Genomic DNA, 22,825 nt, shown 5'->3' on the forward strand with positions numbered 1-22,825 from the left:
TTAGTCCTCCGCAGTTCCCATATGTCTGAAGCTTCGTGTTCCAAAACGATCTTGATTTAGTAAATATGCTTGTTTAGAATCTTCCGTTACAATCATTATTTCTGAAGACGAGGTACACATTTCGTGAATTTTTTCGGCAAATTCTAGAAATTTTATTGAGCGGTGATCGTCTTCTTTAGTAGGACGATAACCATCTTGAATGTCCATAAACAATTGAAATAGTGGATAATCAATTTCTAGTTTAGCAAGGTTATTTTCGTCACCTTTTTTATTAAAATCTAAAAGTATGGTTGAACTAAATTTACTTAGAATAGTTTCCGTACTAGATTTAATATTTGATGGATTCCCCTCGATTTCCGCTTTAAATGCAATACGATGACGCTTAGTGATTTTTTTTGTATAAACGTAAAATGGTTTCGGAGATCCAAACCACTTATAGTAAGCGGAACTACTGATTTCATATAAAGGCTGTAAACGACGTGTATCGCCTTTATTATATTGATAGAGGAATTGTAGATAATTTTGATAGACTGAATCTAGAATTTTTTTTGCGAATTCTGGATTACTTAAAACCATTAGTCGAATGAGCTGACCCGTCCATTCTTGTATACTGTCTACTTGATCGGGTGAGTAAAAAGATTGAGCATTTTCGTCTAAGTGCTCTATAATTTCATCAATTTCTCCTCCTGTATAAAGAGAAAGAAAGAGGTCATCAATCTCACGATGACGCGTTCTTAACGGATCAAGTTTAGCAATTTGACTTAGCAAGCTAGAACGTTCTGAACGATTGAATAATTGTTCGGGTAAACCGTTCTCAAGCATAATAGATGGTTTGACAGTAATCTGCTTTAACTCATTCCAGTTAACAGGAATGAGTAAATCAGAAATTAAATTAAAGAAGTTTCGCACTGAAATCAAAACGTGGTGTTTTACAATCAATTCAATTAAGACTTGTACAATTTGATCTTGAATATTTTTTTGGCTCAACAATGCATAATTACGATGTAAAATTGTATCAATCTCATTTTCTCGATCTATTCGATATGCATCATAAAAAGGGTTATTTGGAGTATCAGAACAAATTCTTTCAAGTAATGTTGAATAAAAAGCTGACTTTGGACCATTCTCTGTTAATTCGTAAGGCTGGTAGCTTAAAAAACTAAATAACGTAAATGATTGTGAGAGAACGTTTGAAGTAGTTCCTGGTTTAAGTACATTCGTTTGATCTACAAAATCTTTGAGTGATGAATAAGTATATTCAGAGTCTTCATTTGAATAATCAAGAAATTTAGCGAGCATTCCAATGTTGATTGCAAGAATCATTTTCGAAGAATTTAAATTATCTTGTAAACGTTGATCAGAAAAATCTTTTAGGCGTTCGAATAGTGTTTCTACAGCATTTTTGGTGGGATCAAAACTTTCTGTGGCATCATTATAAATTGTATAATCAGAAAGAAGATCAGGATATTTTTTCTGAACAAAACTTAGCAAATGGGATTTACCATCACCCACATTTCCGCATAGTAAAATAAGTTGTTTTTCAGAAGTAGTCTTTAATTTCTCGACAAGTTCTAATTGGATTTTACGATCAACGTGTAAATAATCACTGAGTTCACCCAGTGGATCGTTACCATTCTCTACGGCATCTTTAGATGTTTCTTGTAAGCGAGAAATATAGGTATAAAGATAGTTATCTTGAATATCGCTATTTTTTAAATAACGAATAGCAGGACGCATCGCTTCTTCAGTCAATTGAGTATCTTTAGGAGCCACTACAGGTGCAACAGTCAAACCATTATCTCCGAGTAATTTCATCAAGATATCCTTTACGCTTTTTTCATCCATTTGAGGCGAAGCCAAAGAAGGGATTCTAGGTAACGTATAGTGTGGAAGATTAGGTACGTCAAAGTGTCGAGTAGCATAGTCTACTGCAATATCAAACATTGCCTTGTGAACACGTGGCAAATGAATGCTACTTTCAGTGGAAGAACCGTGAGCAGCGCTATTTCCAAGTTTTCTTACATAATGCAAATCATCGATTGATTTACTAGAAAGAACGTGTGCTCCTTGAATTAAACGAATCATCTCTATCAAAGGAATAGAGCTCCTAGTTAATTTTGTTCTCCAAATCAAATCCTTCGCAAGTTCTTCAATAAACTTACGTGAATATGTTAACGCTGCATCGGGATCAATGTGGTATTGCCTTTCCATATCGAGCGCTAATGCTAATGCATCTTCATTATATTCTTTTAAAAAATCAAAAGTACTCTCACTCATATTACTTACTCCTTATATAAAGTTAAATTTATTATTTACAGGCACTAACAATAGAAAAAATAACAATTATTTGCTAAAAAGATTACAATCAAAGTATAACAAAAATTTTCTTTCTGATGATGGAGTTGAGAAAATTATGCAACCAATGTCTTACGAAATTCCAAAATGGTTAAATCTTCATCCCTATCAAATGCAAGCCATAACGAGTTGGGAAGAGAATGATTACAAGGGATTATTTGAAATGGCTACTGGTACAGGTAAAACGCTGACAGCGCTATCAGCTGCCAATAGATTATTTAATAATAAAAAGCGCTTAGCAATTATCATAGTTTGTCCATTAATTGATTTAGTGGATCAGTGGGCGAAAAATGCCGTTGAATTTGGCCTACAACCAATACGTATTTATCAAAATCGAAGTCAATGGTTTGATTTAACTAGTAGTGAAATCACTCAATACAATATCGGTAATCAAGACGTGTTGTGTTTCATTACCACCATGCAGACTCTAAAAATGTCAAAAGATGTTCAACTCCAACTAAAAAGACTTTCATCAGAGAGTCTAATTATTGTCGATGAGGCTCATAATATTGGAACATCAAGATCAATTAATTCATTACCAAATCATTTTAAATATCGTCTCGCATTGTCTGCGACGCCTCGTCGATGGAACGATGATGAAGGAACGGAAGCCATTTTTTCGTATTTTGGAGGCGAACCTATTTTTAAATATGAATTGAGTGATGCTATTCAGGCGGGATATTTAACGCCATATTACTATCATCCACATATTGTAGTGTTAACTGAAAATGAACGCGAGGAGTACATGGTATTGAGTAGAAAAATCGCGAAATTATTTGCTGCTCAAGGTGACGATCATAAAAATGAATATTTAGAGCAACTTTTAATAAAGCGTGCTCGTTTAGTTAACAGCGCTCAGAATAAGGAAGAATTACTTGAAAAACTTTTAAAAGAACAAAAAGATGCAGGAGAATTAAGACATACGATAGTTTACTGTGGTGACCAAAAGAAAGAAGGGGAACGACAAGTAGATCGACTGATTCAAATGATGGGTAAACGATTAGGTATTTATAGTAGCAGTTATACATCTCAAGAAGATAATAAGCAAAGGCGTGAATTGTTGAATCAGTTTGATAATGGAGATATCGAAACATTAGTTGCCATTAGATGCTTAGACGAAGGCGTTGATATTCCTAATACTCGAACTGCCTATATTTTAGCTAGTAGCTCAAATCCAAAAGAATTTATTCAACGAAGAGGGCGAGTATTAAGAAAAGCAAAAGGTAAGGAGTTTGCTATTTTACATGATTTTATTGTTATTTCTCAGGAAATTTCAGATACAAATCAGTTGTCAGATACAGATTTTAATATTGAGCGAGGATTACTAGAAAAGGAATTAAAGAGAGTTCAAGAATTTGCTTCGCTTGCTATCAATGGTCCCAAAGCTTCGCAGTCTTTACTTAAATTAAAAAAACTATATAGCTTACAACATCTATGAGAAAAGAGGGAAAATTAATGGAGGAATCAAAAACTTTGCAAGATGTATTAGAAGAAGAACTTCGAGATTTTACTATAGAAGAAAAATTGGCTTTTTCAAAAATTTTAAATCTTGAAGACGCTTATTTAAGTACTAAGAGTGGATCAAACGGAGATGTTGTTGGAGAAATTGTACGTCTTTTGAAAGGGTTGTATAACTGATGATCATTAAAAAACTAACACTAAATAATTTTCGACAATATTATGGTCAGCAATCTATTAGTTTTGCTTACGGTGAAACTGATAACGTAACCGTTATACATGGCGAAAACGGTTCAGGAAAAACAGCGCTAATCAATGCTTTTCTATGGGTTTTGTATGGTAAACCGTTAAATTTACCCAATTCCCATGAAGTAATCAATAGAAGATTTGTACGAGAGTCTTCGCTAACAGGTGTGGCTGAGATAACTACTTCAGTAAAGCTATATTTTGAAGATGGAAGTCATCAATTTGAGATTGAACGATTTTTAAATCATAAGTTTGATGGTACTGCTTATCTTCCTTCCAAAAAAACAGAAGTACTTTTGAAAAGAATCAATGAATCAGGTGAAGGAGAAATAATTAAAAGTGTTTCTGATACAATTGATAAAATTATTCCGCAAAAGCTGAGTTCATTTTTCTTTTTCGATGGTGAAAGAATTGACAACTTAGGTAAGCAACGAGCGAAAAACGAAATTAAAGAATCAATAAAATTAATGATGGGTCTGGATTTATTTGTAGCAGCAAAAAAACATTTACAAAGTGCGAAAAAAAACTTTCAAGAAGAGCTAGCCAAAAAAAATGGAGGTGAATATCAAGAGCTAATAATTAATAGAAATGAGCTAAATGATGAAAAAGAAAAATTAATAAATAGGCTTTCAGATGCTAGAAGTAATATCGTAGCGTTACAAGAAGAAATTAAAGTAGTTGATGAAAAACTTCAGGCAGATGCAGAAATTGGAGCGCTACAAATCGAGTATGATTCCAAGAAAAAAGAGCTAGAACGCCTGCAGAAAACACTAGTTTCTATTGAAAATGAATTAGCGAAGCTCTTAAGTAGTAATGGTCATCTTGTCATGTCGCTTTCCCTTATTCAACAAATTGAAAATAAATCTGAAAATGACGATCGCCTTGAGTCGTATGTAGATAAAGAATTTCTAGAGAAATTAGAAAAAGAGGAATTCTGTATTTGTGGTCGACCAATCTCAGAACATGAAAAAGAGCATATTGCGCATTTAAGAACGTCTTCTGCTTATTCACAGTATAATGGGATTCAGGTCTTAAATAAAAAAATGAATGGAATTAAAGAAAAAAGGAAAAATATATTTGAGCAAGTACGTGTATATTCAAATCAAAGAAATCAACAACTGAAGGATATCGTTACGGTTCAACAAGAGATTGCCGAACTTAATGTTAATAAAGGATCAAAAAACAATCCAGAATTAATTGATTTACAAAAGAAATTTACTCAACTTGAGCATTCAATTCAAGAGCAAAGAGCAATGATTATGTATTATGAAAAACAACGTGAAGAATTAAATATGAAAGTAGACTTATTTGAAAAACAAATAGCCAAAAAAGAACGTGAGAATTTAAAAGAGTTAAATCTTCAAAACAGTTTAAATACATCTATGAAGTTCGAAAAAGTAATTAGTCGTCTTTTAGAATTTCAAGAAGAGGACGTTAGAAAACGTCTTGCTTTTCAAATAAAAGAAGTGTTTTCTAAGTTTCTTCGGAAAAATTATAACGTTACTATGACTAGTGATTATGAACTAATTGTTACCGATAACAGTCATGAGGAAGTAGGGATGTCACAAGGCGAGGGACAATTAACAAGTCTTGCATTTATTGGTGCCATTGTTGATATGCAGCGTAAAAAAGCTGAAAAACCTAATAGTGATTTCCAGATAAAAGGTGCAAATATGAAAGCTGTGTATCCTCTTGTAATGGATTCTCCATTTGGGGCATTAGATGCTGATCATAGAAAACGAGTAGCAGAAGGTATACACCAATTATCTGATCAAGTAATTGTTATAGTTTCAACTTCTCAATGGGATGGTGAGGTGGAAAATCAATTAAGCAAACATGCAGGAAAAGAATACACCTTACACTACATTGAGGATAATGCATTAGAGTTTACACAAATAGTGGAAGGACGAATTTAACATGCGACTATCACGAAGTTTAGAACAACAACATGAATACGATGAGTTACATCGCGAAGGAGAATTTGGATTTTTCAACACATTTAAAGATATTTTTATGGCTGGATTAATGATTGGACGTGAAACCGGTAAAGTGATTGCGTTTAAAAGAGGTAAAAATGCTGAGTCTTTTAATGAATCTGTTTTTTCAATTGATGACGAATTACTTATTAATTCTATTATTTATGATGAGTTTGGAGAAGTTGAACCTGGGAAAGAAGAGTTACAGAGAATTGAAAACTACGCTGCTGGCGGAGTGTCTCATTTATATGAAACACTCATCAAAAACAGTGGAAGCAATGCAATAGACCGTTACATTGAATTGTTATATGAATTTAAGAATGAAGAATCGTTACAAAACTATAGGGATCGTTTAGTTACAGAAAAGTTATTTAAAGATCATCTCTAAAAGAAGTAAGAACCTACTTTTATTTTGTATACCAAAAAAATCAATAATTAGTAGGTTCTATTTGGAGTCCATATTTTAAATCCGTTTTGAATGGCATATTCGTAAGTATATTTCAGCTTATTTTCGGTATAGTTTCTCATATGAATTACAGCATTTAATTGTTCATTTCGATCTATCAAGCTGTACAAAAAATCTTTTTGTGCAATTTTATTATTTTTACTTGTGTTACAAGTGGGACAGGACAATACAAAATTCCAAAGTACATCATTTTGAGTGTAGGACCACGGGATAAAATGATCTACGTGTACTTTTTGTAATGTTTTATGACAATAAAAACAAGTAGTTTGACCATGGAGCAATAGTATATTTTTAAACTCAGCTAAAGAATGTCTTGCTGATACAAATTCGACTTTACTTAATATGTTTTTCATTAAATGACTAGAATTATACTTTTCTAAGAATATAGATAGCTGATAATTTGTAATGTTCATTAAGATACGCTTGTACTTTTCGAAGAAAACTAGATAACTAGGTACAAGTTTAATCCATTCTTCCTTCTTATTAAAAGAATAAATTGTTCCATCAAATGACGAGTAAAATGAACCATAGACATACTTTTTGTAGACGATATTAATAAGTTTAATTAACTCGTTCTGATGAGCTGTAGATAATTTTTCAAAGTTCCAGTTTGAAGGTATACAATGTGTTTCTTGGAAATCTATTAAAATCTTCTCTACAGAACTTTGTCCATTTTTTACATTAACCTGACGCAATCCATGTGTAATGACTAAATTCCAGTAAATTTTAGAAACATGCTTAGATATTTCTAAAAAAGTGATTTTTCCTGTCTCGTCAGTTTCAGCAATCGACTCTAATAATGCTTTCATCAAGATATGTTTATAGGTAGTTGTATGAGTTGAATGCATTAAGAATTGCTGTGTTAGACGCCATAAATCGCTTTCCGATAAATAACTTTCCTGTGCTTCTGCAATATCTAATTTCCAACCCAATAAAAGCACCTCACAGTATTTTGAAATTCTTTATATCGCAACAATTATATTGTTAATTTACCATACTACAAACTATAAAAATAATTGAATGACGATTTAATACTTTTTTAACTAAAAGAGGGCTTTTATGACCAAAAGATTATTTCTTATCGAAGGACTCCCAGGTTCGGGCAAAACAACAACAGCTGAAGCATTAACTCATTTGCTACAAGAGCAACAACCTGATACGCGTCTTCATATCGAAGGAGACCTCAACCATCCTACGGATTATGAGAGTGTCGCTTACTTAACGATGAATGAATGGACGGATTTTCAAAGCAAGTATGCTTCACTCGATGTCTTACGATTTACTGAGGTGTTCAATGACTACGTACTGGTATCATATCGCCAGTGGCAGTCAGAAAAGGATATTCCTGAAGCAGCACTTGCGTTTCTGCAAGCAAGAGATATCTATGAACTACCATTTGAGTTACATCAGTCATTGATATTTAAGAAGTGGGAAGAATTCGTCGCTCAAGCATTAACGACGGATATAACGTATGTTTTTGAATGCTGCTTCTTGCAAAATCCATTGACGATGGGGCTCATCAAATACGATCTACCGGAAGAGACGTTACGAGCGTATATTGAACGCTTAGTAGCGATTATCGCGCCACTGCAACCAGTTCTCGTCTATGTTGATCAACCGGATGTAGAACGAAGCTTCCGTAAAGCACTAAAAGAGCGTCCGACAGAATGGGCGGACGGATTCGTATCCTATTACACAGAGCAAGCATATGGTGTGAATCGCTCGTTATCAGGAGTGGAAGGGACGATTGCGATTTTACAAGCACGGCAAGTGCTGGAGCGTCAGTTGTTCGAATTAATCCCATTTAGAGTAGAGGTATTCAAAAATGAAGATTTTTCAGTTGAAGCAAGACAAGTCTGATTAAAGCAGTTGATTCAGTCAACTGTGCGTTCGACTTCTTTAAGCGAGAGCTAATTAAAAGGCGATTCCAAGTCACGGAATCGCCTTTTATCATTATGACAAGTTCTCGATTTTTTCGAGTAAATCATCCTCGTATTTTCGGTCAGAAATAACCTCGACGAGCTGATGAAAAGATAGAGCTGCTTGTTTAAAAGCTTGAATGAAGTCTGATGTATTATAGACTGCTTCTTCTTGATCAATGGTTAATGATAATCGATATTTACCTACCTTTTTTAAGCACACTTCGATAGGTGTGTTCGGATAATAAAACGTAGCAGAGTCATCCTCTAGACAGTTTTTCAAAGCATCTGCATAGTACTGCCACAGTGGTGCAAGTTCGTCTGAGTGATCGGCTCCTTGTATGATTCCATTCTGGGTAAAAGAAATCGTACCGTCTAAATTTAAAAAGCCATCTTCTAACCAATCCTCTTTTTGCTGAATGTATACTTGAATGCGATCTTGTTCTGTGATGTTCACATGATTCTGTTCATTCTCTAAATAGATAAAGGTTTGGATATCCATAAAGTACGCTCCTTAATTCATTAGAAGTATCCTCTTCATTTTAATCCATAAAAAATTTATTGTAGAAATTTGAATGGATAGAAAGAGTGGGGCGGTATGTTACTCATGGAAAAGGCGACTTTTGTAATAAAAGTCGCCTGAAAATATTAAGTGGTAGTTACTTCACTCACTACATGATTGACTTGCCACTGGACACCAAACGCATCTTCGACGATTCCGTATGCTTCACTCCAGAATGTCTTTTGGATCGGCATGATGACGTTACCGTCTTTTGCGAGTTGATCAAATGTCTTCTGTAACACATCCACGTCAGATAAGTGGAGCGCCAAGGTAACGTTCTGACCAATCGTGACCGGATCATGTGGCATTGCGTCTGAGAACATTAAGCGGGTACCATGAACGATCAGTTCAGCATGTAGAACAAGCGACTGCATCTCTTTAGGGTAGGGCTGGCCATCAGGACCGGGACCTGGTCCGAACTCCATGATGTCCGGTAGTTCTTGACCGAAAACCTGTGCATAGAACGTGATTGCCTCGCGCGTGTTGCCGTTGAAGATGAGATACGGATTAATTGGCATGGGAAAGCTCCTCTCTTTAAAAGGCGAAGTATGTTTCTTTAAGTATGCCAAACATTTGTTCGTATTAAAAGAAAAAACGAGTTCTTTTTGTATTGAATCCAGTATAAATGATAACGTTTTCATTTTATCAAATTTTTCATTAAAAAATAGGTTGCAACTTCCAGAGAGACTTCGTATACTAAATTTATCGAAAGCGCTTTCGGTGAAATGGAGTGAGTAGCATGGGAACAATTTATGATTTAGCGAAGATGACCGGTTTTTCAATTACAACGGTCTCAAAAGCCTTAAATAATTATTCAGATGTCAGCGAAAAGACGAAAGCAAAAATCGTCCAAGCAGCAGCCGAGATGGGATACTTACCGAACGCGCACGCCCAGTCGCTCTCGACGAAACGTTCGTGGACGATCGGTGTCATGTTCTCGGAAGCACATGGCGTCGGAATGATGCATCCGTTCTTCAACGCGATCATTGAGAGTTTCCGAAAAGCAACAGAACAACAAGGGTATGACCTCATCTTCGCATCGCGGAACTTACGCAATCGCGATATGAGTTACCTCGAGCATTTCCGGCACCGGGCAGTCGACGGCATTGTCGTCATCTGTTCCGATCAGATGGACCAGCACGTCCAGGAGTTGATTCAAAGTACGATTCCAATCGTCGTCGTCGACATGGACAGTGCCGATTGTAGTGTCGTCTACTCGGATAACATCACCGGTGGCACGCTCGCCGTCAATCATTTGCACGAACTCGGTCATCGGTTGATCGCCCACATTGCGGGAGATACGTCGACAGATGCGGGAAGAGCGCGGATTGAAGGCTATCAGCAAGCGATGGAACAACTTGATTTGCCGATTCCAGGCGGATATCTCGTCAACGGGGGATTCTTTTCCGGGGAAGAAGGCAAGCGGGCAATGAACGAGTTGCTGGCACTACCTGAACGACCGACAGCAGTCTTTGTTGCTGGGGATGAAATGGCAATCGGTGCGATTGAGGCGATTCATGAAGCCGGGTTACGGATTCCGGAAGACATCTCAGTCGTTGGGTACGATGATATCTACATGTCGCAGTACATCACACCGAAACTGACGACAGTCCGGCAAGATACGGAAACGATCGGTCAGCAAGCAGCATCAGTCTTGATTGAACAAATCGTCAATAAAAAACGGGTCACGACACGTGATGTCATCCCGGTTAACTTGATGGTTCGTCAATCGACAGGTCCAGTACCTGAATAACACAATCATTGTTTCGGAATCGCTCTCGCTCGTTGTCAGTGAGGAAAAGCGAGAGCGATTTCGAAATCATTTTTTATCACTTTTTCCGAAAGGGCTTTCGGGAATTTTCTTTAAAGCCTTTTCGAAAGCGCTTTCGATATTTTTGAATAACAAATTGAAACCGCTTACCTATAAGCGGAATACTTAACAAAAGGATGAGATGAGATGAAGAAGCAATTAGTTAGCGTGTTAACAGTCGGTGCGTTAACAGCAAGCGTCCTTGCTGGATGTACAGGTAGCAGCGAAGAAAAGACGAGCGGCGGGAAAGACGTCTTAAAAATCTGGTCGTTCACGGATGAGTTAAAAGAGCCAATCAAAAAGTTCGAAGAGAAAAACGGAGTCAAAGTCGAATTGACGATCGTACCGATCGCTGACTACCCGACGAAATTGAAACCAGCCCTTGAAAGTGGCGTCGGAGCACCGGATATCTTCACAGGCGAGATCGCGTTCCTCAAACAGTGGGTTGATGCCGGCTACTGGGCGAACCTCTCTGAAAAACCGTTTAACGCAGACGAAGTCAAAGATGACTATATCCCGTACGTCTATGACATGGGAAAAGATAAAGACGGCAACGTTCGTGCGCTGTCATGGCAAACGACACCAGGTGGCGTCTACTACAAACGTAGCATCGCGAAAAAAGTCCTCGGCACAGATGATCCAAAAGAGATCGGCGGCATGATGGACTCGATGGACGGCGTCTTCGAAGTCGCTGAAAAAATGAAGAGCAAAGGTTACAAGATGTTCCCGGATGAAGGATCGATCCGTTGGTTCGCACAAGGAAACGACCCACAACCTTGGGTCAACGATAAGCAAGAGCTCGTCTTGACGCAAGACAAGAAAGATTACATGGATTACGCAAAAGAACTTCGGACGAAACAATACACAGCACTTGCACCAGAATGGTCACCATCATGGTTCGCAGGCATGGATAAACCGGTCAAAGTTAAAGAAAACGGTAAAGAGACTGAAACAGAAGTCTTCTCTTACGTCCTCCCGACATGGGGTCTTCACAGTGTCCTCAAAGAAAACGCGAAAAAATCAGCGGGTGACTGGGCGGTCACAAGCGGACCGAGTCCATACTTCTGGGGCGGTACATGGTTAGGTGTCTACAAAGATTCGAAGAAACAAAAGCTTGCGTATGATTTCGTCAAGATGATGACGCAAGACGAAGCGTTCTTAACGGACTGGGCAAAAGAAACAGGTGACGTGTTAGCGTACAAACCAGTTACTGAAAAAATCAAGACAGACTTCAAAGATGAGTTCCTCGGCGGACAGAACAACTATGAGTTCTTCCTTGATCAAGCAGATAAGATCACACCAGGGATCGTCACGAAATATGACCAACAGCTCGATACATTGTACGGTGCATCGGTCATGGAATACGTCCAAGGTAAAAAATCAAAAGACGAAGCACTTGCTGAGTTCTACAAAAAAGTCAAAAACGCGTATCCGGACGTAAAAGTACCGGAATAAGGAGAGTAGGTGGGGCGATCCTCGCCTCACCTCTTCTTGTTTAAGAAAGGGGTTTGACCTGTGAAAAAACTCGATCGCCATGGGTATCTGTTCATCGCACCGTTTTGGATCGTCTTCTTGATCTTCAGCATCTATCCGGTTGCCTTGACTTTCTATTACAGCTTCACGAACTACACGGGCGCTGAAGGCGAACAACTCGTCGGACTCGCGAACTATACGCGGTTACTCGGGGATACGTACTTCATCGAAGCGTTCTTTAACACTCTGAAGATTTGGGGTCTGAACTTCATCCTTCAGATCGGCGGCGCTTTACTACTCGCCTTGTTGTTCTCGGATCTCCAGTTGAAATTAAAAGGACTTGCCTTCTTCCGGGCGACGTTCTACTTACCGAACTTGATCACGATCAGCTCGGTCGCCTTATTGTTCGGCATCTTGCTCGACTGGCAGCATGGTTCACTGAACATGATGTTGATGAAAATCGGAATCATCTCGGAGCCAATCAACTGGTTGACGCAACCGGTGACAGCACAAATTTCCGTCTCGCTCATCCTGACATGGATGTGGCTCGGTCACTCGTTCATCGTCGTCATGGCGGGCGTATCCGGGATCTCGAAGGACTACTTCGAAGCAGCCTTGATTGACGGGGCAACACGTTGGCAGATCTTCTCGCGCATCACGTTGCCACTCTTAAAACCGATTTTGCTCTACATCATGATCACATCCTTGATCGGTGGTCTGCAATTGTTCGATCTGCCGATGTTGATCACGGATGGTGTTGGTGCGCCAGATGGTGCCTTGAACACGATGGTGCTCTATCTCTATAACCAAGCTTTCAAATACAACAACTATGGCTACGCCGCTGCTGTCGCATACGGACTGTTTGCCATCACGCTCGTCTTTTCAATCATCGTCTTCAAAGGGATGTTCCGAAAAGAACGTTCGCCGAAAGGAGCCTGACCGATGGAACGAAATGCAGAAGCACGTCGGATCGTGCCACAAACGGAGGAACAACCGGAGCGTTCCGAACGCCCGCTCAAGTTGACGCCACCACCGAAACAAAAGAAAGCCTGGTTCGGCAAAAGTGTCATCTATATTGGTCTCGTCGTCTTAACGATCGCCTGTATCATCCCGTTTTTGATGATGATCATCAACGCGACGCGCTCGAACGAAGAAGTCTTGTCCGGGTTCTCGTTGATTCCGGGGAACTCGCTTGCTGAGAACTACGCCGCACTCAGTTCGTACGTCAACATCTGGTCCGGTTTCAAGAACAGCTTGATCATCGCTGTCCTCGTCACTGTTTTATCGGGTTATTTCTCAGCGTTGACAGCATTCGGATTTGCCTTCTATCAGTTCAAAGGCAAGAACGCGATGTTTGTCTTCATGCTCGTCATGATGATGGTTCCGGGTCAACTCGGTTTGATCGGGTTCTACGAATTAAGTAAAAATCTCGGGTTGCTCGATAGTTATATCCCGTTGATTGTTCCGGCGATCGCGAGTCCGTTCACGGTCTTCTTTGTCCGACAATATGTCCAGACCGTCCTGCACCCGAGTTTGATCGAGGCAGCACGGATGGACGGAGCGAGTGAGTTCCGGATCTTCCATACGATCGCTTTGCCGATGATGATGCCGGCGATCGCAACGATGTCGATCTTTACGTTCATCGGTTCATGGAACAACTACATCATGCCGCTCGTCTTACTCTTCTCTCCAGAGAAGTATACGCTCCCGGTCTTGATGGGCTTCTTGAAAGGATCACAAGTCGCAGAGAACTTAGGCTCGCTCTATCTCGGGATCGCGATTTCTGTCGTGCCGATCATGATCGCCTTCTTGTTCCTCTCGAAATATATCGTCAGCAGTATCTCGGCAGGTGCCGTTAAAGAATAAGTAGCTTAAAGGAGATTACACATATGAAATTTGCACCGAACTTCGTATTCGGAACGGCGACGTCGTCGTATCAAATCGAAGGAGCCCACAACGAAGGCGGACGTACGCCTTCGATCTGGGATGCCTTCTGTGATGAGGACGGAAAAGTCTTCGAAAAACATAACGGTGATGTCGCTTGTGACCATTACCACCGTTATGAAGAAGACATTCAGCACATTAAACGTCTCGGCGTCGACACGTACCGCTTCTCGATTGCCTGGCCACGGATCTTCCCGCAAAAAGGGGTCTATAATCCGGAAGGCATGGCGTTCTACAAGAAACTCGCGACACGTCTGCGGGCAGAAGGTATCAAGCCAGCCGTGACGTTGTACCACTGGGACTTACCACTTTGGGCACATGAAGAAGGCGGCTGGGTCAACCGGGCATCGGTCGACTGGTTCCTTGACTTCGCCCGCGCGTGTTTTGCGGAACTCGACGGGATCGTCGATTCGTGGATCACACACAATGAACCGTGGTGTGCCGGGTTCCTCAGCTACCATCTCGGACAACATGCACCGGGTCACACGGATATGAACGAAGCCGTTCGTGCCGTACACCACTTGTTGTTATCACACGGAAAAGCAGTCGAGCTATTGAAGGGTGAGTTCAAATCGGTCACACCGATCGGTATCACGTTAAACTTGGCACCGAAGTATGCGAAGACGGATTCCGTCAACGATCAGCTGGCCATGAACAATGCAGACGGATACGCGAATCGGTGGTTCCTCGATCCAGTCTTCAAAGGTCAGTATCCGGTCGATATGATGAACCTGTTCTCGAAATACGTCCATTCCTACGCGTTCATCGAGGAAGGTGACATGGAGACGATCTCCGTCCCGTGTGATTTCTTCGGTATCAACTTCTATAGCCGCAACCTCGTCGAGTTTAGTGCTGCGAACGACTTCCTGCAGAAGGATGCGTACTCGGATTACGACAAGACAGGCATGGGCTGGGATATCGCCCCGAGCGAATTCAAGGACTTGATTCGTCGTTTGCGTGCCGAGTATACGGATTTACCGATCTACATCACGGAAAACGGTGCCGCATTCGACGATGAATTAGTCGATGGTCGCGTCGCTGACCAGAACCGGATCGATTACGTCGCACAACACTTGCAAGCCGTGTCTGATTTAAACGAAGAAGGGATGAACATCCAAGGCTATTATCTTTGGTCACTGCTCGACAACTTCGAGTGGAGCTTCGGCTACGATAAGCGCTTCGGGATTCTCTACGTCGATTTCGAGACACAGGAACGGATTTGGAAAGACAGCGCCCACTGGTATGCGGGCGTCATCGAGCAACATAAGGCAACGATTCCGCAAGAAGCGTGACAAAGGAGGCAAGGTCGAACATTCGTCCTTGCCTCTTTTTGACTAAGAGGAGGAAACAGACATGAAGACATGGGTAGCACTGGCGGTCGGGACCGGTTTATTGCTGAGCGGTCAAGCGGTCGACGCAAAGGCAGACAAAAAAGAGACGAAGTGGAAACTCGTCTGGTCGGATGAGTTTCAGGCGAAACAACTCGACCGGACGAAATGGACCTATGATACGGGGAACTGGATCAAGGATGCGAACGGACAACCGGTCTCACCGGGTTGGGGCAACAATGAAAAACAATACTATACGACGAAGCAGGACAACTCGTTTATTCGTGACGGGAAACTCGTCATCAAGGCGAAGCAGGAAAAGACGACGGATGATCTCGGTACATACGATTACACGTCAGCGAAGTTGAAGACGAAAGGGTTGTTCAGTAAGACGTACGGTCGTTATGAGATCAAAGCGAAGCTGCCGACCGGAAAGGGGCTTTGGCCTGCGTTCTGGATGTTACCGGAGCAAGATAAATACGGGGCCTGGGCAGCGTCCGGTGAGATTGACGTGATGGAAGCTTGGGGCAGTCAGCCGGACAAGGTCGCTGGAACGATTCACTACGGAGAAAACTGGCCAAACAATAAATATACGGGGAAAGACTATCACTTCCCAGACGGACAGCGGATCGACCAATGGCATACGTACGCGGTCGAGTGGGAGCCGGGTGAGCTCCGTTGGTACGTTGACGGCAACCTCTATCAAACACAAAATGATTGGTACAGTAAAGGCTTGAACGCAGCAACGAACTATAGTTATCCGGCACCGTTCGACCAAAACTTCTATCTCGTCATGAACCTCGCGGTCGGCGGTTGGTTCGATGGAGAAGTCGATGCGACGACGAAGTTCCCAGCCGAGATGGAAGTCGACTACGTCCGTGTCTATGATTTAAAAAACCGAGCGTACCGTGAACCGGTCGAACCGACCTACGAAAACGTGACGTTACCGGATGGAGCCAAGCAACCGATCGACGGCAACCTCGTCTACGATGCAACGTTTGAACAACCGGTCACGATGATCACCGGGAATCAGTCGTTTGATCCGCTGTACTGGAACTACGTCACGCTCCCAGACTTCGGTGGTAAAGGAAGTCTTGCGATCATCGAAAAAGAGGGGCAACGGATGGCGGACGTCACGATTGATCAGCCCGGTTCACAGACGTATTCTCATCAACTGATTCAAAACGTATCCCTTGCGCAAGGTGGACGTTACCAAGTCAGCTTTGACGCGAGCAGCACAGCAGACCGGAAGATGATGGTCAAAGTCGGCGGTGGAGCAGAGCGTGGGTACACGAAATATTCAAATGAACAGTCGATTGCTCTGACACCAAGCGTCAAACGGCATACGTTCACGTTTGATATGGCAGCAGAGACGGATCTCGCGGCACGTCTTGAGTTCAACCTCGGACTTGAGAAAGCCAACGTTCAGATCGGGAACGTCCGTGTCGAGCAGATTCCGCGCGGTGTCATCGATGAAGATGCAACGAAACCGGCACTCGCGGACGGGAACCTCGTCTATAACGGGACGTTCGATCAAGGGGCGATGGATCGTTTGACGTATTGGCACTTCGACGGTAGTAAACGGACGACAGGGTCTGTTGATCCCGAGTCACGTGATTTCCGTTATGAAGGACATGGACAAAAAACGACGGCTCGCTTAACGCAAAAGGGACTTCAACTAGAAGCCGGGCATGCGTATCAGCTTCGGTTCACGGCAGGTGCGAAAAAAGCCAAGTCACTTCAGGTGAAAATCACTGGGGCACAAGAGCAATTGAAACAGACGACTGTACCGTTGACGAAACAAGCAACGACTGTTGACATTCCGTTTACGGCTACACAAACGGCAGACGACAATCAGCTTGTGTTTGACTTCAGTGGACAAGCCGGGAAAATCTCGCTCGATGATGTGGAGTTGATTGATGTGACACCGGTGCCGGTTGATCCGTCACCACTGAAGAACGGTTCGTTCGCAAACGGAATAACGTCGTGGTCGTCATACGTCCACTATGATGCGCAAGCCGCTATCGAAGCTGTCAATGAAGCAGCACGCATCCAAATCGGAGCGGAAGGACAAGAACCATGGAGTGTCTTGCTCGAGCAAGGAAACTTGTCACTCGCGAAAGGCAAAACATATGAGCTAAGCTTCACGGCATCGTCGACCGTGCCGCGTCCGATCGAAGTAACGATCGAAAATTCTTCGTACACGCGTTACTTCAGTCAAGTCGAGCCGATCACGACGACACCGAAAACGTACAGCTATACGTTTACGATGGGACAAGCTGATACAGGGGCGTTGAAGTTCTTGATGGGACGCGCGGAAGGTTCGCCGTTCGCCGCCCATGACGTGACGATTGATGATGTGAATCTTAAAGTGAAGGAATGACCGAAACAAGGGTTTGACTCAAAAAAGAATGACTCATCTTTGCACGCTCTTTCCACAGGCGAGACACAAGCCAGTTTTCCTGCTTCATCCAAGCAGGAAAGCGGGTCTTGTTTGTCTCTGACAGCGCAAAAATGCGCTTCTTCCTGTAGGAGTGGCGTGCAACGCGTCATTCTTTTTTACGAGATAAGGGTGGCAGATCATCATTCTGCCACCCTTATCTTTTGTATAGACTGACTGATGAGTTAGCCCTTGTTGTAGTGTCATCAGCTTAAACAAAAAAGCCGAACTATTTTTCGTGATGAAAAAGGAATAAAACCCATCATATGGAATATACAATGTAGAAGTGACATCTATTCGTTTTCAGAGGAGGAAACGTCATGCGTCAAAGGTACATACCGTATCGGCTCATCTTCATCGTAGGTTTACTTGGCATGATCGGCATCAATGGATGGTCCGCCATGCTCCATCCGGACGGCACGATTAACGGCTGGCAAAGCATCGCCTCCGTCGTCTGGCTCGTTATTCTAGTCGGGTCGCTATTCTATATGAAGGAAGAAAAGACGCTTCGCCTCGTGGTCTGGTATATCCGGATTGGTCTCGCTGCAGCGTTATTCATTTATGGTGTTTCGTTACTCGAAGGCGCATTTTCTGAAACGATTTGGTTTGATGCATTGGCGAGTGTTCAGTTCGTGTTCTATTTTCTCTTCGTTATCCCATTGTTTGGATTAAATGCCTGGACCGATGTATTGTTTGGTGAGTTTTCGTTATACATGAGTGTCTTGTACGGTATCGCCTTGATTACGCTCTACGTAAAGGTCTGGAATGATACATCGCGGCATTTGCATTATTAAGTAGAAAAGGTGAATGGTATGTTGAGTCCCGTGAATGAGCGCGAAGAACGGACGAGGAAACGTGAACGCCGAAAACAACGGAAAATCGATGTGGGATGCGTCACGATCGTCGGCATTCCATTACTTTTCATCGTTCCGTTTCTGTTGATCATTCTTATCTTAATGAAGTCTGCTCCATGAAAAGGTGACCTGGTGTCACCTTTTTTTGTTGTGTCGTCAACTTTTTTCTCGACTCGCCCGTCTTAATGATGTATACACAGAACGATATCGAAAAAAGGAGCCGCGGCCTATGACCTCTCGTCAAATGAGAAAACGGGAAAAAGCATTCGTCCGTTTTTTAAAGCAATACAAACCGAATCTCTACTGGTTAGCCTACAGTTATATGAAAAATGAACAGGATAGCCTGGATGTCATTCAGGACAGCATCCAAAAAGCGTTACAGTCGCTCGATCGACTCGAGGATGAGGAACGGATGAAAGCCTGGTTCTATCAAATTTTGACACGAACAGCGATTGATGCGATCCGGAAGCGTCAGCATAGTATCAGTTACGACACGGATCGACTGATCGAACTCGTCGCGACGAAAGAAGATACATACCCGGATTCCGATTTACGACAGGCGCTCGAGGAGCTACCGGTCATGTACCGGGAAGTCGTCATCTTACACTATTTCGAGGACTTGATTTTAAAAGACGTCGCGACGATTTTAGAGCTGAATTTAAGTACGACCAAGTCCCGGCTGTATAAAGGGTTGACCTTACTGAAAATGAAATTGAATGGAGATGAGTTAGATGTCGAACAAACTTGATGATCTGAAACAGGCATACCAACAACCACCGGTTCCAAAAGAACTCGATGAAATGATTGCCCGAGTCGAGCATCGGACGCGTCCTTCGCGGACGAAACGATCCGTACTGATTACAGCCGCCGCCATCACGTTATTCGTCGGCGGATTAAATAGCAGTACATCATTTGCGGACGCGATGGCGAAGGTGCCGGTCTTTGGTCAACTGACTGAGATCGTGACGATCGACTGGAAAGAGACGAAGACACAACAGTCGGCTGATATCAAATCCCCTCAAGTGACGTTACCGGACAAAGCACTCGAGCAACAACTGAACGAAAAGTATATTGCGGAAGGACAAGCACTCTACGAAAAGTTCAAACAGGAGACGAACGGACAGGAAGGGGTATTTGCCGTCGATAGCCGCTACGACGTTAAGACGGATACAGACGACTTGTTGTCGATCGGGCGAACCGTTACCGAGACACGGGCAAGTGCATCGGAAAGCGTTCAGTACGATACGATTGATAAGAAACAACAACTTGTCCTGACGTTACCGTCCTTGTTTAAGGATGACGGATATATCACGACGATCAGTGAGTATCTAAAAGAAGAGATGCGTCGCCAAATGAAAGCCGATGAAGGGAAGGTCTACTTCGTCGAAGGAACACCGGATGTACTGGAGGACGAGCAGTTCAAGCAGATTTCAGCGAAACAAAACTTCTATATTACGGCAGATCACAAATTAGTCCTGTCGTTTGATGAGTACAGCATCGCGCCAGGATATATGGGCATCGTCGAATTCAAGATCCCGACGTCAATCTTAAAAGATGACCTCGTCAGCTCGTCCTATATTCGTTGATTGTCAGATTTTAAAAATCATTGATGTAAAAATGAAAAAAGAAAACAATTTTTTAAAATGACCTCTTATAATCAAAAGACAAATTGTCGTTTTTTGAAAAAAGGAGGAATCCCTATGAAAAAATGGAGTCGGCTTGTACTAGCGGGTGTCGTCAGTCTCGCCTTGATCCATGTTCCAGCAGCCAGTGAAGCGGCAACGAAAGCAAAAGCCTTTAAGAACTGTACGGAAATGCAGAAGACGTACAAAGGCGGTGTCGCCAAAAAAGCGGGTCTAAAAAATCGGACAGGGTATGACAAGAACGGAAAACCGATCTATAAAGCAACGAAGTACAAGGCGTACGTGAGCCTTGCGACGTATAACTTAAACACGAAGAGCGACCGGGATAAAGACGGCATCGCGTGTGAACGTTAAAAAAATAACCTGACGCTGCGGCGTCAGGTTATTTTTGCTTAGTTGAAGTTTTGCTTTAAGAAGGCTGTAACTTCTTCTGGTGTTTTAGCATTTGCACTGTGCAAGTGCGCCAGTTTTTCATTGTTTTTGAAGACGAGCAAGCTTGGGATTCCCATGACATCATGGTTCGATGCGATTTCAGGGAACTCATCCTTGTCGATCGTGTGGATTGGTAAGTGGTCGAATTGTGACTCGACGTCCGGCATGAAGTAATCCATCCGTTTGCAGTCTGGGCACCAGTCTGCTTCGAACTTAATGATGACCGGTGCATCACTTGAAATCAATTCCTTGAATGTTTCTTCACTCTTAATGAATTCTGCCATTGTGAGAACTCCTCCTCTTGGTGTTGTATCTTTAGTCTACCGATTCCCTTCAGAACTTGCACGAATTATGTTTGTTAAAGAGTCTGACAAGTCAAAAAAGTTGGTTGCTCTTTAAGGTAATGTTGCTGATTTTCTTCAAAAACGCCACATGGCTCTATTGAACCTGTTTTGGTGTAGGGAAACATTATTGCGCTTTTGTTAATTACCTAGTTCGAAACAAAATGATTTCTCTAGACCCACTCGATTTCTGACTGGTACGATGAGGTTTGCTAATCGCAGAGAAAGTGGGGGCGACGAGAATGGAACAACAAAAATACGATAATCTAAAACGCGGCGAACGCGGTGCGATGATCAGTATCGCAGCTTATATCTTGTTATCATCTTTAAAATTAATCATTGGGTATACAGCAGATTCTGCCGCACTCCGGGCGGACGGTTTGAACAACGCGACGGACATCATCGCGTCGATCGCTGTCTTGATCGGCTTACGGATTTCGCAACGTCCGGCAGATGACGATCACAAGTACGGACACTGGAAAAGTGAGACGATTGCCTCGCTCGTAGCTTCCTTCATCATGATGGCAGTCGGTCTTCAAGTCTTGATCGATACAATCTCGACGTTGTTCGAAGGCAAACAGGAGTCACCGGATATCCTCGCAGCATACGTCGGAATCGGTTCAGCCCTCGTGATGTACTTCGTGTACCGCTACAATAAGAAATTATCCGAGGAGATTGATAGTAAAGCCGTCATGGCAGCAGCGAAAGATAATTTATCCGATGCGTGGGTCAGTGTCGGGACGACAATCGGGATCGTCGGTTCACAGTTCGGTATGCCATGGCTCGATGTCGTGACCGCGATCATCGTCGGCTTCTTGATCTGTAAGACAGCATGGGACATCTTCACGGAAGCGTCACACGAACTGACGGATGGCTTCGATGAGAAGAAGCTGAAGATGTATGAAGATGTCATCTTCGATCTCGAAGGTGTCAAAGGGATCAAGTCAATCAAAGGACGTAACTACGGCAACAATGAAGTCGTCGATGTTGTTATCCTCGTCAACTCCACATTGAATATCCATCAGGCGCACGATATTGCGACACGTGTTGAAGATACACTGACGGAAGAATATGGTGTCTACGATATCCATGTTCACGTCGAACCGGAATGAATCGAAAAAACGTCTTTTCTACTGTAAGCGTAGAAAAGACGTTTTTTTATGGTTCTAATGTGATCGTCAGAGCCAGTGCCCCGTACTGTTGCTCGGCTTCTTTTGAATAGATCGAGTAAGTTGACGTTACGAGTTCGTCGAGCGACCAACCGACACAGTCGATAGCTTCGTTTGGAATGTGTTCATAAAGCGCTCGGAAATCAGGAAAGACTTGTCGTTTTGTTACACGAACAAGTAGTGTCTCGCTCGTTTCCGTATGCGTGAACCGAATCTGATCACCGACTTTTACCTGTTGTCGTTTTAAATCATTTAGTCGAATCTCGACGGTCTTTCGTCCTTGTTCAATCGAACGAAACGGTTCTTCAAATAATCCCATTTCATGTCTCATCTATGCTCACTCCTTGTGTTCCTTGAGCATAGCAAAAACTATGTGATTTTTCACATTGCCTTTTCGTTGACAATCAAA

General features: G+C 42.3%; 23 protein-coding genes. 17 read left to right on the plus strand and 6 right to left on the minus strand.

What is annotated here, in order from left to right; genetic code table 11:
• Positions 1–2,277, minus strand: a complete 2,277-nt coding sequence (dptF, locus tag KNQ18_RS12435; protein ID WP_215085023.1) for a DNA phosphorothioation-dependent restriction protein DptF — start codon at positions 2,275–2,277, stop codon at positions 1–3.
• 136 nt (positions 2,278–2,413) lie between these two features.
• On the opposite strand from dptF, the gene KNQ18_RS12440 reads away from it, so the two are divergent.
• Genes KNQ18_RS12440 through KNQ18_RS12455 form a run of 4 tightly spaced genes read left to right on the plus strand, consistent with a single transcriptional unit; the run spans position 2,414 to position 6,423 of the window.
• Positions 2,414–3,793, plus strand: a complete 1,380-nt coding sequence (locus KNQ18_RS12440) for a DEAD/DEAH box helicase family protein (RefSeq protein ID WP_215085025.1) — start codon at positions 2,414–2,416, stop codon at positions 3,791–3,793.
• A 17-nt stretch (positions 3,794–3,810) separates the two neighbouring features.
• Positions 3,811–3,993, plus strand: coding sequence for a hypothetical protein (locus tag KNQ18_RS12445; RefSeq protein WP_075642718.1), 183 nt, complete (start codon positions 3,811–3,813; stop codon positions 3,991–3,993).
• The gene (locus tag KNQ18_RS12450) at positions 3,993–5,975 is read left to right on the plus strand and encodes an AAA family ATPase (RefSeq protein WP_215085027.1); all 1,983 of its coding nucleotides are present in this window, start codon (positions 3,993–3,995) and stop codon (positions 5,973–5,975) included. Before KNQ18_RS12445 ends, KNQ18_RS12450 begins: the two co-directional genes overlap by 1 nt.
• Position 5,976: 1 nt before the next feature.
• The gene (locus KNQ18_RS12455) at positions 5,977–6,423 is read left to right on the plus strand and encodes a hypothetical protein (protein ID WP_075642716.1); all 447 of its coding nucleotides are present in this window, start codon (positions 5,977–5,979) and stop codon (positions 6,421–6,423) included.
• A gap of 47 nt (positions 6,424–6,470) precedes the next feature.
• On the opposite strand, the gene KNQ18_RS12460 is transcribed toward KNQ18_RS12455, so the two are convergent.
• Positions 6,471–7,433 (minus strand): HNH endonuclease, encoded by a 963-nt coding sequence (locus KNQ18_RS12460; protein ID WP_215085029.1) that lies wholly within the window; start codon positions 7,431–7,433, stop codon positions 6,471–6,473.
• Between the two features lie 127 nt (positions 7,434–7,560).
• Here KNQ18_RS12460 and KNQ18_RS12465 point away from each other — a divergent pair, with 127 nt between their 5' ends.
• Positions 7,561–8,361, plus strand: a complete 801-nt coding sequence (locus KNQ18_RS12465; protein WP_215085031.1) for a P-loop NTPase family protein — start codon at positions 7,561–7,563, stop codon at positions 8,359–8,361.
• A gap of 93 nt (positions 8,362–8,454) precedes the next feature.
• Here KNQ18_RS12465 and KNQ18_RS12470 read toward each other — a convergent pair whose 3' ends face one another.
• Together KNQ18_RS12470 and KNQ18_RS12475 are read right to left on the minus strand one after the other, a co-directional pair.
• On the minus strand, positions 8,455–8,922 hold the full coding sequence (locus KNQ18_RS12470) for a hypothetical protein (RefSeq protein WP_215085033.1): 468 nt from the start codon (positions 8,920–8,922) through the stop codon (positions 8,455–8,457).
• 146 nt (positions 8,923–9,068) lie between these two features.
• The gene (locus KNQ18_RS12475; RefSeq protein ID WP_215085034.1) at positions 9,069–9,500 is read right to left on the minus strand and encodes a VOC family protein; all 432 of its coding nucleotides are present in this window, start codon (positions 9,498–9,500) and stop codon (positions 9,069–9,071) included.
• A 221-nt stretch (positions 9,501–9,721) separates the two neighbouring features.
• Between KNQ18_RS12475 and KNQ18_RS12480 the strand changes: the two genes are divergently transcribed.
• The 11 genes from KNQ18_RS12480 (at position 9,722) to KNQ18_RS12530 (ending at position 20,828) form a co-directional block, all read left to right on the plus strand.
• Positions 9,722–10,735: a LacI family DNA-binding transcriptional regulator gene (locus tag KNQ18_RS12480; RefSeq protein WP_215085036.1), complete on the plus strand. Its 1,014-nt coding sequence runs from the start codon at positions 9,722–9,724 to the stop codon at positions 10,733–10,735.
• 204 nt (positions 10,736–10,939) lie between these two features.
• Positions 10,940–12,247, plus strand: a complete 1,308-nt coding sequence (locus KNQ18_RS12485; protein WP_214813519.1) for an ABC transporter substrate-binding protein — start codon at positions 10,940–10,942, stop codon at positions 12,245–12,247.
• Between the two features lie 60 nt (positions 12,248–12,307).
• The gene (locus tag KNQ18_RS12490) at positions 12,308–13,204 is read left to right on the plus strand and encodes a carbohydrate ABC transporter permease (protein ID WP_023466912.1); all 897 of its coding nucleotides are present in this window, start codon (positions 12,308–12,310) and stop codon (positions 13,202–13,204) included.
• 3 nt (positions 13,205–13,207) lie between these two features.
• A complete protein-coding gene (locus KNQ18_RS12495) occupies positions 13,208–14,131 on the plus strand; it encodes a carbohydrate ABC transporter permease (RefSeq protein WP_081637442.1) in 924 nt (307 codons plus the stop codon).
• Between the two features lie 23 nt (positions 14,132–14,154).
• Positions 14,155–15,501, plus strand: coding sequence for a GH1 family beta-glucosidase (locus tag KNQ18_RS12500; RefSeq protein WP_035399106.1), 1,347 nt, complete (start codon positions 14,155–14,157; stop codon positions 15,499–15,501).
• 61 nt (positions 15,502–15,562) lie between these two features.
• Positions 15,563–17,920 carry a carbohydrate binding domain-containing protein gene (locus tag KNQ18_RS12505; RefSeq protein WP_215085038.1) on the plus strand — a complete coding sequence of 786 codons (2,358 nt, stop codon included), beginning with the start codon at positions 15,563–15,565 and terminating at the stop codon, positions 17,918–17,920.
• A 377-nt stretch (positions 17,921–18,297) separates the two neighbouring features.
• The gene (locus KNQ18_RS12510) at positions 18,298–18,771 is read left to right on the plus strand and encodes a hypothetical protein (RefSeq protein WP_215085040.1); all 474 of its coding nucleotides are present in this window, start codon (positions 18,298–18,300) and stop codon (positions 18,769–18,771) included.
• A gap of 18 nt (positions 18,772–18,789) precedes the next feature.
• Positions 18,790–18,951, plus strand: a complete 162-nt coding sequence (locus KNQ18_RS12515) for a hypothetical protein (RefSeq protein ID WP_215085042.1) — start codon at positions 18,790–18,792, stop codon at positions 18,949–18,951.
• 109 nt (positions 18,952–19,060) lie between these two features.
• On the plus strand, positions 19,061–19,579 hold the full coding sequence (locus tag KNQ18_RS12520; protein WP_082874247.1) for an RNA polymerase sigma factor SigV: 519 nt from the start codon (positions 19,061–19,063) through the stop codon (positions 19,577–19,579).
• Complete coding sequence (rsiV, locus tag KNQ18_RS12525; protein ID WP_215085044.1) at positions 19,563–20,417, plus strand: anti-sigma-V factor RsiV; 855 nt, start codon at positions 19,563–19,565, stop codon at positions 20,415–20,417. The genes KNQ18_RS12520 and rsiV overlap by 17 nt, the downstream gene beginning before the upstream one ends.
• A gap of 114 nt (positions 20,418–20,531) precedes the next feature.
• Entirely contained in the window at positions 20,532–20,828 is a 297-nt protein-coding gene (locus tag KNQ18_RS12530; protein WP_029343294.1) for an excalibur calcium-binding domain-containing protein, read from the plus strand.
• A 38-nt stretch (positions 20,829–20,866) separates the two neighbouring features.
• Here KNQ18_RS12530 and KNQ18_RS12535 read toward each other — a convergent pair whose 3' ends face one another.
• Positions 20,867–21,190 (minus strand): thioredoxin family protein, encoded by a 324-nt coding sequence (locus KNQ18_RS12535; protein ID WP_023466923.1) that lies wholly within the window; start codon positions 21,188–21,190, stop codon positions 20,867–20,869.
• 299 nt (positions 21,191–21,489) lie between these two features.
• Here KNQ18_RS12535 and KNQ18_RS12540 point away from each other — a divergent pair, with 299 nt between their 5' ends.
• Positions 21,490–22,359, plus strand: a complete 870-nt coding sequence (locus KNQ18_RS12540; protein ID WP_058703546.1) for a cation diffusion facilitator family transporter — start codon at positions 21,490–21,492, stop codon at positions 22,357–22,359.
• A gap of 46 nt (positions 22,360–22,405) precedes the next feature.
• On the opposite strand, the gene KNQ18_RS12545 is transcribed toward KNQ18_RS12540, so the two are convergent.
• Positions 22,406–22,747 carry an ASCH domain-containing protein gene (locus KNQ18_RS12545; protein ID WP_214861441.1) on the minus strand — a complete coding sequence of 114 codons (342 nt, stop codon included), beginning with the start codon at positions 22,745–22,747 and terminating at the stop codon, positions 22,406–22,408.
• Positions 22,748–22,825 lie beyond the last annotated feature (78 nt).

The sequence above is a fragment of the Exiguobacterium sp. s78 genome (assembly GCF_018618985.1).
Lineage (GTDB): Bacteria > Bacillota > Bacilli > Exiguobacteriales > Exiguobacteriaceae > Exiguobacterium_A > Exiguobacterium_A abrahamii.

Excerpts from the sequence above, each read along its gene's own strand:
- dptF (WP_215085023.1), bottom strand. The coding sequence starts at position 2,277 with ATGAGTGAGAGTACTTTTGATTTTTTAAAAGAATATAATGAAGATGCA.
- KNQ18_RS12440 (WP_215085025.1), top strand. The coding sequence starts at position 2,414 with ATGCAACCAATGTCTTACGAAATTCCAAAATGGTTAAATCTTCATCCC.
- KNQ18_RS12445 (WP_075642718.1), top strand. The coding sequence starts at position 3,811 with ATGGAGGAATCAAAAACTTTGCAAGATGTATTAGAAGAAGAACTTCGA.
- KNQ18_RS12450 (WP_215085027.1), top strand. The coding sequence starts at position 3,993 with ATGATCATTAAAAAACTAACACTAAATAATTTTCGACAATATTATGGT.
- KNQ18_RS12455 (WP_075642716.1), top strand. The coding sequence starts at position 5,977 with ATGCGACTATCACGAAGTTTAGAACAACAACATGAATACGATGAGTTA.
- KNQ18_RS12465 (WP_215085031.1), top strand. The coding sequence starts at position 7,561 with ATGACCAAAAGATTATTTCTTATCGAAGGACTCCCAGGTTCGGGCAAA.
- KNQ18_RS12470 (WP_215085033.1), bottom strand. The coding sequence starts at position 8,922 with ATGGATATCCAAACCTTTATCTATTTAGAGAATGAACAGAATCATGTG.
- KNQ18_RS12475 (WP_215085034.1), bottom strand. The coding sequence starts at position 9,500 with ATGCCAATTAATCCGTATCTCATCTTCAACGGCAACACGCGCGAGGCA.
- KNQ18_RS12480 (WP_215085036.1), top strand. The coding sequence starts at position 9,722 with ATGGGAACAATTTATGATTTAGCGAAGATGACCGGTTTTTCAATTACA.
- KNQ18_RS12485 (WP_214813519.1), top strand. The coding sequence starts at position 10,940 with ATGAAGAAGCAATTAGTTAGCGTGTTAACAGTCGGTGCGTTAACAGCA.
- KNQ18_RS12495 (WP_081637442.1), top strand. The coding sequence starts at position 13,208 with ATGGAACGAAATGCAGAAGCACGTCGGATCGTGCCACAAACGGAGGAA.
- KNQ18_RS12500 (WP_035399106.1), top strand. The coding sequence starts at position 14,155 with ATGAAATTTGCACCGAACTTCGTATTCGGAACGGCGACGTCGTCGTAT.
- KNQ18_RS12505 (WP_215085038.1), top strand. The coding sequence starts at position 15,563 with ATGAAGACATGGGTAGCACTGGCGGTCGGGACCGGTTTATTGCTGAGC.
- KNQ18_RS12510 (WP_215085040.1), top strand. The coding sequence starts at position 18,298 with ATGCGTCAAAGGTACATACCGTATCGGCTCATCTTCATCGTAGGTTTA.
- KNQ18_RS12515 (WP_215085042.1), top strand. The coding sequence starts at position 18,790 with ATGTTGAGTCCCGTGAATGAGCGCGAAGAACGGACGAGGAAACGTGAA.
- KNQ18_RS12520 (WP_082874247.1), top strand. The coding sequence starts at position 19,061 with ATGACCTCTCGTCAAATGAGAAAACGGGAAAAAGCATTCGTCCGTTTT.
- rsiV (WP_215085044.1), top strand. The coding sequence starts at position 19,563 with ATGTCGAACAAACTTGATGATCTGAAACAGGCATACCAACAACCACCG.
- KNQ18_RS12530 (WP_029343294.1), top strand. The coding sequence starts at position 20,532 with ATGAAAAAATGGAGTCGGCTTGTACTAGCGGGTGTCGTCAGTCTCGCC.
- KNQ18_RS12535 (WP_023466923.1), bottom strand. The coding sequence starts at position 21,190 with ATGGCAGAATTCATTAAGAGTGAAGAAACATTCAAGGAATTGATTTCA.
- KNQ18_RS12540 (WP_058703546.1), top strand. The coding sequence starts at position 21,490 with ATGGAACAACAAAAATACGATAATCTAAAACGCGGCGAACGCGGTGCG.
- KNQ18_RS12545 (WP_214861441.1), bottom strand. The coding sequence starts at position 22,747 with ATGAGACATGAAATGGGATTATTTGAAGAACCGTTTCGTTCGATTGAA.